Annotated in this window: 5 protein-coding genes; all 5 read right to left on the bottom strand. The window is 31.0% G+C overall.

The genetic code is table 11. From position 1 onward, the window contains the following. Window positions 1–163 precede the first annotated feature (163 nt). The 5 genes from B2X73_RS12865 to B2X73_RS12885 all read right to left on the bottom strand — a co-directional run bounded on the left by B2X73_RS12865 (window position 164) and on the right by B2X73_RS12885 (window position 9,793). Window positions 164–925, bottom strand: coding sequence for a LytR/AlgR family response regulator transcription factor (locus B2X73_RS12865; RefSeq protein ID WP_286494864.1), 762 nt, complete (start codon window positions 923–925; stop codon window positions 164–166). A gap of 56 nt (window positions 926–981) precedes the next feature. Then, window positions 982–2,301 (bottom strand): RagB/SusD family nutrient uptake outer membrane protein, encoded by a 1,320-nt coding sequence (locus B2X73_RS12870; RefSeq protein WP_221856182.1) that lies wholly within the window; start codon window positions 2,299–2,301, stop codon window positions 982–984. Between the two features lie 12 nt (window positions 2,302–2,313). After that, entirely contained in the window at window positions 2,314–5,655 is a 3,342-nt protein-coding gene (locus B2X73_RS12875) for a SusC/RagA family TonB-linked outer membrane protein (protein WP_286494865.1), read from the bottom strand. A 9-nt stretch (window positions 5,656–5,664) separates the two neighbouring features. Then, complete coding sequence (locus B2X73_RS12880; RefSeq protein ID WP_038335737.1) at window positions 5,665–8,244, bottom strand: zinc-dependent metalloprotease; 2,580 nt, start codon at window positions 8,242–8,244, stop codon at window positions 5,665–5,667. A gap of 79 nt (window positions 8,245–8,323) precedes the next feature. Then, entirely contained in the window at window positions 8,324–9,793 is a 1,470-nt protein-coding gene (locus B2X73_RS12885; RefSeq protein WP_286494866.1) for a histidine kinase, read from the bottom strand. Between the last annotated feature and the right edge of the window lie 420 nt (window positions 9,794–10,213).

Below are 10,213 nucleotides of genomic sequence, written 5' to 3' on the forward strand. Positions count from 1 at the left end.
CTATCAAAAATACTAACCCTTACTATTATTCAATCAATAAACAGAAACCAAAATAGAAATATTAACAAATTAAAAATTAATATTACCTAAATGCACTACGGGTGATTTTAATAAAAAAGTAACATTATAAGTTAATTAAAATCTCACAAATGTGAGATTTTTTTTACCTATTCATCCAATCCATCCAAGCATTAATCTGTGTTTTACTAATAAAAATAGCTTGTTCAGCTTCGGATTTTGGTTGAAGATGGATTTCAATTTTTTGACTTGAATATCTTATTATTTCAGTAATTGCATCAATGTGAACAATAAATTTTCGATTGATTTTGAAGAAAATAGTTTCATCCAATTTATTTATAATATCCTTTATTGTATCATCATAAATATAGGTTTGTTCATCTTTCGTTTTTATAAAAAGATGTTTTCCCGAAGCAAAAAAATAAGCAATTTCGTGTTCTTCTACCGAACGTAATTTGTTACCATTCGTTACCAAAAAACGATGCATAATCTCGGACGGTGAATTTTCTAAAACAGCTATCGATTGTAATGTTGGTGAAATATCAAAACTAGTTCGAATAGTCTTGAATTTTTGCAATGCAATATGCAACTCCTCTACTTCAAAGGGTTTCAGAATATAATCTATCGTAAAATGCTTGAAAACTTTCATCGCATATTCATCATAAGCAGTGATAAAAATAATTGGCGTTAGAATCTCAACTTCCTGAAAAATCTCGAAACTTTTCCCATCACCCAAATGAATATCCATGAAGATTAAATCAACCGAATTATCTCTAAAAAACTCCGTTGCTTGCTTTGTTGAGCGCAAAATTGTAATTGAAGAAATATCAACAATCGATTGCTCCTCTAACAGATTTTTTAGATAAGTAACCGCCAATAATTCGTCCTCTACAATTGCAATTTTCATGAATGCAAAAGTATAAAAAAACCGTCTAAATGATGAATAAAGACGGTCTAAAAATGTTATAAATGAGGATTATTGAGCTTAGCTGCTTGTGGAATTTCTATTGTATAACGAACATCATTTTCTTGTAAAATATACTCTTTACCTGAAATTTGATGTATAATTTGTTTTTGATTTGCTCGACGTAAATCGTACCAACGTTGTCCTTCTAACGCAAATTCTCTAAAACGTTCATCTAAAATAAACTTCATCAATTCAGTAGAATTCATCGCAGAAATTTCTGTTTGTAATTTTGCAAAACCAGTTGCTGTATAACGATTTTGTAAAACTGAAAATAAAGTTGCTTTTGCTTGATCTAACTTATTTAATTTCAAATATGATTCAGCTTTGATAAAATATAATTCAGCTACGCGGAAAGACGTTTTGAACTCTGAATTTCCACCTTTGATAACTTTATATTTTGATCCACTTTTCTCAAAATAAAGCGGAAAACGTAGATCATTTTCTGTATCATAACTACTTAACAGTTCTGGTGAAGCATATGACATATACTGAATTGCAGGATTCAATGTATTGTCTAAAGCTAAAATAGATTCGGCAGATGTATAATGATTTGGAACTTGTTTTGTTGTGTTCAGATTCACTAAATCACCTTTGATTTTTAATGTAGAATCAGAAAAATCAATTGCTTTTTGCCATTCATTTTTATACAAAGCGATTCTTGCTTCTAAAGCTTTTAAAGCTGCATTCGAGAATCTATAATTTAATCCAGCTAATTGCTGATTCATTTTCATCAACTTTGTCGCTTGCAATAAATCAGACTCAATATGATTATAAACTTCTTGAACAGATGATGGTTTAAGCGTTGCTTCTAAATCTACTTTTAAATTTAGAGGAACACCTTTGTCTGTACTTGCTGTTGCTGAATTATATGGTTTTCCGTATAAATTCACCAAATCAAAATACGCATACGCACGTAACGCATAAGCTTCTGCTAATAATTGATCTTTTTCAGCAGAGTTTTCCATTGTTTTTGGTCCTTCGTTGATGATTTGATTGGCATAAAAAATCACCGTATAAAAACTAACCCAAGGAAATTGAATTGATATTTGATCTGGATTTGTATCCTTCCATTGTGCAATTTCTCGGTACGAAATAAAGTCATTTGAGTATTCATTCAATGTAACCTCATCCGTACGTAAAGCTGTCAACGACTTGTGTGTTGGATATTTTGAATAAGAATTCGTTAAAACCATACGGTAATCTTCTACCGTTTTTGGAATCACTTTTCCATCTGGTTCAATATCCAAGTAATTGTCACAACTAACTGCTGTAAAGCTAACTGCAACTATGCTTAATAATAAAAATATTTTTTTCATTTGATTTAAAATTTAGAAAGAAACATTAAGTCCTACTGTTACAGATTTAGCAATTGGTTGTGCATAAATATTTCCGTAAGTTTCTGGATCAAAATAACCTTTGTATCCATTACTAAATACAAATAAATTACGTCCTTCTAAGCTAAAACGAGCGCTTTTGAAACCGACAACCTCAACATATTTGTTTGGTAAAGTATAACCAAGACGAATACTACTGATTCGCATATAACTAATTTCTTTCGCCCAAATGTCTAATAAATTGTACGCGTTTGCATTGTTTCCTGCAAACCATTTGTTCGCCATCCAACTATCGTTATCTCCTTTAATTGGACTTGTAATTCCTGGAAGTGTAGAACCTGCCTCGAAAATATCTTGCGTATAATTACGACCTGGATCCAATTCCATTCCACGATAAGAAGGTGTTTTCATCACCGTTTGTTTTAAATTGAATGCTGCAGAAATCGTTAAATCAAAATTGTGAATTTTGAAATTATTGATAATACCTCCTGTAAATTTAGGATCGCGATCTCCGATATAAGTAAATAATTTACGTTTTTCTTCGCTTGTTAATTTAGAATCCACAATTTCTCCTGGTAAAAAATCTTCGTATAAGTCATATAAAGCAAAGAATTCTTTTGCAGAAACTTTTTCATCTCCTTTCCAAAACATTGGATTTCCGTATTCGTCAAATCCAGCTGTTTTTAAAGCAAAAATTGCATTTACAGGTAAACCTTCACGAGATGGAATTAAACTATTTTCACGTTGTTGCTCTTTAAGAACTTTACTTTTGTTGTGCGCAAAATTAATTGTTGTCGACCATTTAAAGTTTTTCTTATCAATGTTGCGAGTTGTTAAAGCAATCTCGAAACCTTTGTTTGTTAATTCTCCCCAATTCACCATTGTATATTCAAAACCTGTTTCTAATGGTGTTTCGCGCATACTAATCATATCTGTTCCTTTACGATTGTAAACATCAACAGCAAGGTTGATACGATTTTTGAAAAGACCTAAATCTAACCCAACATTTGTATTCGTTGTTTTTTCCCAACGCAACAAATCATTTGGTAAATTAATCGCATTGATAATATCTTCTTTATTACCTGGTAAAATTGTTGCATCATTATATTCACCAATAAAGAAAGGTGAAGTATTACGATCAATATTTCCTTGTAAACCATAAGAAGCGCGTAAACGAAGATTCGAAATAAAATCGATGTTCTCCATAAACGATTCTTTTGAAACTAACCAAGAAGCAGAAACTGCCCAAATTGGTAAGTATTTATATTTTTTATTAACACCGAATAAATTTGTACCATCATAACGAACACTACCAAAAACTGTATATTTTCTGTCTAATGTATACGAAGCGGTTGCAAATGTAGATACATAAGCATTTTCTTCCGTTGGCATTTCTCTATACGTTTCGTAACGTTTTTCTGCTGCAAAACTTGAATTTGGGAAAACGATTGGCGTTCCTGTTTTCGTCGTTTTATTGTAACCAAAAGCACGTGTTAAAGTCGTTTCGTTTTGTGTATGACGAATTTCTGTCCCAGCCATCAAATCAATTTCGTGACGATTGTTAATCGTAGTACTATATGTTCCTTGTAACTTCCAGTTATATTGAAAAAATTCGTTATCCCAATTTTGTTTAACTCCTCCGTCAGGTAAGAAATACAAATATTGTCCAGATTTATAATAACGCGTTCCTTCTTTCATTTTACGCGTAAAATAAGTTTCTTGCTCAGCGTATTTTTCTGTTTTGTTACTATCGTACTGAATTCCGAATTGAGATGTTAATTTTAAACCTTTTGCTAATTGATAATTAAGATCAATAATACCTTTTAACGAACGGTTTTTTAATGTATAATTTGTGTTTTCTCTTTCTTCGATAAAATTGAATGGAACAGAACGATCTTCAAATCCATCAATATCGTTGTCATAACGATAAGAACCATCTGCATTGAATGGAGATAAATATGGATTCGCATTTCGTGAATAATTAATCGGATTGATAGACGCATCTGCATCTGTTACAAAAGATTTTTTATCACTTGAAGTTGCAAAAATAGAAATCCCTACATCTAATTTATCGTTAAGTTTATAATTGTTTTTTAAAGTAAGATTATAACGTTCAAAACCTGTTCCGATCGTTGTTCCTTGCTCATCATAATATCCTAATGAGAAGTAATAATCAGAACGATCATTTCCTCCTGAAATACTCAAACCGTATTGTGTATTAATTGCATTACGATACAATAATTTTCCCCAATCGGTTGTGTTATTTCGTAAAGAATTAATTTGATTTTGCGTGATAAGATCTAAAGAATTAAAACCTCCATTTCGTAAAGCATTTAATTGACCATTCTTTTGCAAAATTCGCATTACTTCGCCTTTATCAGTACGATACGTTAAATCATCGCGACTAGCAAGCATTAATTCAAGATCAACTTTCTGAGAAGCATTTAGTAAATTTAAACGACCAAAATCTGGACGAGCTGTTACAAATGTATTCGCAGAAAAATTAACCGTCATAGCGCCTTTTTTACCGCGTTTTGTTGTAATCGAAATTACACCATTTGCAGCTCTTGCACCATAAATAGCTGTTGCAGCAGCATCTTTAAGGATTGTAATATCTTCGATATCGTTTGGATTTAATCCAGCTATAGAAAAGTTTTGCAATTGATCGATGTTATCTTTATCGTTAAAGTTTGGCACATCATTTCCTTCTAATGGTAAACCATCAATCACCCATAACGGATCTTGTGGACCAGAAAGAGAAGCCGTACCACGAATTCTAATTTTACTTGGTGAACCAGGCGAACCAGTTTCTGTAGAAACAGCTACACCAGCAATTTGTCCGCTTAACAATTGATCAACACTAGCAACACCAGCTTGTTGAATATCATCCATTTTTACAGTTGATACTGCCGATGTTAGTTTCCGTTTTTCAATTTTTTGATAACCTGTAACAACAACTTCTTTTAAATCATTATTTTCTGGAAGAACTTCACCTAAAGTTGATTTTAAGCTTACATGATATGTTGATAAATCTGTAGAAAGTTCAACTAATTTAGAATCGTAACCTAAATAACTAATTAATACAGATTTTGTACCTGCAGGTACTTCTAATGAAAAGAAACCATCTTCATCTGTAACAGTACCAACCGTTACACTTTCTATAATTCCTTTTTGATCTGTTTTTGTCGAAATTGATTGAGCTTCAATTTTAACAGACGCACCAGCAATTCCAACCAACGATTTTTCGTCTTGAACCGAACCTGTAATCACTCTCTTTTCTTGAGAAAACGCAATACTTGCCGCAAAAAGTGGCAAAAGAATGAGTGTCTTTTTCATTTCTATATCTTACTTTAAAGCTTCTTTAATACGAATAATTAAATCAGCATAATGCGCTTTTGTAGACGCATCTCCATTATTCTTTTTCTTGTTTAACAAAGTCAAAACACGTTGCAATTCTGCTCTTTTATAGGTTGTCACTTCCGACACTCTTTTCATAGAAGAATAGTTAATGTTACGCGCCATTTTTTCTTCGTCTAAATAATTACAGATAGTTGGTACTTGTAGGTTTTGGTCAATTGTAAGTCCTGCTACAGTTGTTTTTTCAAATAATTTGTTTGTTGAAACGATTAAGGCATCAACGTAATTTTTTTGAGTCATTTTTTCAAGAATAGTTAAGTTTGATTTTTTATCAAAAGCTGCACTTCTTACTTGATCAAATAAATTTTCAACTGTATAAATTTTTTCATTAGATTTTAATTCTTGGTGTTTCAATTCATTTTCTAACATGCGCAATAAGCGATCGTCAGTAAATAAATTATAAATCAATCCATATTGCATTTCTCTCGCTAATGTATACGGCGTTTGCTCGTAAGGTCCCATTGGCGAATTTTTGATTGCATACGTTTTATCTAAAATATCATTAAAGAATAACCATTTTGGTAATTGAATCACATTTTCGTTTAAATAATTAACTGCTTTACGTTGCATATCTGCAGGAACTGGTTCGTATGCTTTTTTATCAATTCCGAAATAAGTGTTGTTTAAATAAATCCCACCAACATTTGCTAAAACATGATTAGAATATAAATCCCACTGCCCTATTGTTTGGTAATAAAGTTTCCCTGTGTTGATATAGCTTTTTCCATCTTCGTACGTCCATTTCAAGATATTTTCTGAAACACGTTTTAGATTTTTCATTCCATATTCACTTGCCAAAACAGCATCATCACCTAAATCTTCTGATTGAGAACGCGGATCAATTGTACTTAAATAGCTTTGTTGTTCACCATAAAAATACATTGGATCATCTTCGTGCTTTTCAATCATTTTACGAAGCGATGCTTTTTCTGTTTCTTGATTTGGAAACCAACGATATCCCCATTCGATTGCATATTTATCATACAAACCGATTTTTGGCGTAATTGCTGTAACACCATCTTCTGGCTGTGCCACATAATTATAACGCGCATAATCCATAATAGACGGTGCAGTTCCACCCATTTTATCTGTAAATTCTTTCGAACGTAAAGATTCTACTGGATAAGAAAAAGAAGCGCCCATATTATGTTTCAGACCAAATGTATGTCCTACTTCATGAGAAGACACAAAACGAATTGCTTCTCCCATGTGTTCATCACTAAATTTATTTCCTCTTGCTTTTGGATCAATTGGACCTGTTTGAATACGCATCCAATCATGCAAAGAAGTCATTACATTGTGCCACCAAATAATATCCGCCTCTAAAATTTCACCACTACGCGGATCAACCACAGAAGGTCCCATTGCATTTGACTTTGGTGAAGCTGCATACGTAATTACTGAGTAACGTACATCATCAATATCAAAATCTTTGTCATCAGCAGTTGGTTCTTTTGCTATAATCGCATTTTTGAAACCAGCTTGCTCAAAAGCAACTTGCCAATCGTGTACACCAGCAATAATTTTTTGGCGCCATTGTTTTGGTGTCGAAGGATCGATGTAATAAATAATTGGTTTCTTAGGTTCTACTAATTCACCTTTTAGATATTTTTCCTTATCCTCGTCTTTTGGTTCCAAACGCCATTTTGTAATAAAGCGTTGATCTTCCATTTTGTGTTGAGCATCATTAAAAAACCAATGTTTTTCTGTGAAATATCCCACACGATTATCTGCTAACCTAGGTTGCATAGGAGTTGTCGAAAGTAAAACAATATTACTTGTAACACCTAAGGTAACAGCCAAATCTACCCCTCCTTCATTTACACTTGTCGTTAACTGAGACTTAACCACAATGTTTTCTGGAAATGTTTTCACATTTTCCACATACGATAGATTTGCCTTTACCGAACCTCCTAAACCTATGTTCGTTAATACATCATTAAAACTTTTTTGATTTCCATCAAAAATTTTGTTCACTTTAATCGCAACAGCTGTAGAATCATTATTTTGAGCTTCTATATCAAAAACCTCAATAATCGATTCTGAGAAATTATCCTTTACAGAAGCTGTGATTGCGTCATTTTTAGGTGAAGAAACTTGTGGAACAATTGTTTTGACCCACACTTTTTTAGCTACTTTATCATGATAAAAAGAAATCACTTTGTTTTCGTAATTCATTCCTTTGTTCAAGCCCGCTTCGTTAACTTCCATTGGAACTTGAGACAATTTATTCACAACCAAAAATTGGCGTCCAAATAAACTATCTGGAATTTCGAAATAGATATCAGTTTTTACTTGAATGGTATTAAACAAACCTTTCTTGTAGCTTCCTTTCTTGATTAATTCATCTATTTTTTTAACTTTCGTTACAGTAGAATCCTTTTTCTCTGTTTTATCTTTTTCAGCTTTTTTATCCTCTTTCTTTTGTCCATAAACAACAGCCGAAGACATTGCCAAACCAAGATATAGTGCTAATTTATAATTCTTTCTTTCCTTATTATGACTCATTCGAACATTAAATTATCATTAATTATGGCATAAACTTAAGCGCAGTTTTCTTATAATAATAGTTTTTTGGAGTGAGTGGTTAGTTTTTTGGAGTGAATGGATATTTTGGTTCGATATAAGGTAAAAAACAAATAAATTCTTCATTTTCTACTTTTGTTGAGAAATTATCAATTTGATAAAAATGATAGATTTTTTGTAAATAGTTTAAACCAAATTTCTCATTTTCTGTCGCTTTATTTTTTTTCTGAAAAGTATTTTTGACGATAATCAAATCAGATTTTACAACAATATTTATAGTCAAAGGTTGATCAATTGTAGCAATATTATGTTTTATTGCATTTTCTACAACAATCTGTAATGCCAAATATGGAATGTTTTTTTCTAAGCTTTTCGAATCTTCGATTTGTAAATCAAAAATCAATTCTTCCGAAAATCTACTTTTATGCAAATCCATGTATTGTGCAATAAAATCTAATTCCTTTTTTACAAGCACTATATTTTCCTTTGGCGGAACAATAAGATATCGGTAAATTTTAGAAAGATTCATCGTGAATTTCTGCGCATTCTCTTTGTTCAAACCAATTAACATATAAAGTGAATTCAACGAATTGAATAAAAAATGTGGATTAATCTGATTCTTTAATTGTTGTAATTGCGTTAGAGTATTCGCATTTTTAATCTTTTCATTTTCAATTGATAACCTATTTTTTTCTTCGATTACAAACGCTTTTTCCTTGTATGTTTTAGATGTTATTTTATTGAATAACAAAAAGATAATGATAATTAAAAAAACAGTTCCCAAGAAAATAAAACCTACATAAAATTTAGTTCGTTCTACATTTTCATCAATGATATAACTCAAATGATTCACGACAATATATCCATCAAAATTCTTGGTGTGTAAAGGTTTTATAAAACGTTTGATATCCGTATCTTTTATAAACTCGGACGAAGCATCATTCAACGTATATAAATCTTGCGAAAAATTAGAATTAATTGTGCTCGTTATCGTATCGCTTGGCTGAATATCTGTAAAATCGAAAACATTTTTCCCAATAAATTTTTCATTAGGATGCGTAATACAAATTCCATCTTTATTGAAAACATACATATAATTGGACGAAGTTGCATCTACTGTCGTAAAAAAATTATACAAATCAAACAGATTAATCGTCGAACCGTAATACATATTTTGTCCATTAGACAACTTGATAGAATCGTAATTTACCCAATACAATGTATCCTTATAATCCAACAAAAAATTATCAATCTGTTGATTTTTTGTAGTATATATCGATTGAAATTCTTTAATATTTGGTTGATTGATAGCTTTTGAAAGGGTTGATTCATCAGGAAAATGATTTGTTTCTAAAGAATGAATAGAAAACCAATCATGGCGAATTAACTTTCGATTTGAATTTAATTCATTCAAAACCAAAAAATGATCTGCTACATTTTTTTCACTTGTCTTTTTAACAACTTTTTTTAAAACTTCTTGATATTCTTCGATGTTTTTAAACTCAAATTCAACTGCTTCATATTTCCTCAAAAAACTTTTTTTGACAAACTCATCATTATTTTTTTGACTTTCTTTATTAATTAAAAAACTCAATATAACAAGAGCAAAAACAGCAATAACACTTACAATAAGCGCTATAACATAAATGGATTTATTAGATAAATGGACTCGAAATCGAAAAGACAAACTATTTTTTTTGCAAAACTAAGGGAAGCTTTTTAATCAAAAAAATAAGAGAACATTTATCATAAAATGATAATTTTCAAATATTTGACAATATTATATAAACTAAAATCTCCCAAAAGGGAGATTTTTTTATCTTTTTAATCTTATAAGCGTCATTTAGAACTTAACATTAAAACAATTCGATTAAAGCTTGACGAATCGTATCATAAATATAATTTAGATCATCAGTCGAAATACAATAAGGAGCAACTAAATAAATAATAT

This window comes from Empedobacter sp. UBA7252, from assembly GCF_002472765.1.
GTDB lineage: Bacteria > Bacteroidota > Bacteroidia > Flavobacteriales > Weeksellaceae > Empedobacter > Empedobacter falsenii_B.

What these genes read in the sequence shown, in the direction of transcription:
- B2X73_RS12865 (WP_286494864.1), bottom strand. Translation starts at nt 925, where the DNA reads ATGAAAATTGCAATTGTAGAGGACGAATTATTGGCGGTTACTTATCTA.
- B2X73_RS12870 (WP_221856182.1), bottom strand. Translation starts at nt 2,301, where the DNA reads ATGAAAAAAATATTTTTATTATTAAGCATAGTTGCAGTTAGCTTTACA.
- B2X73_RS12875 (WP_286494865.1), bottom strand. Translation starts at nt 5,655, where the DNA reads ATGAAAAAGACACTCATTCTTTTGCCACTTTTTGCGGCAAGTATTGCG.
- B2X73_RS12880 (WP_038335737.1), bottom strand. Translation starts at nt 8,244, where the DNA reads ATGAGTCATAATAAGGAAAGAAAGAATTATAAATTAGCACTATATCTT.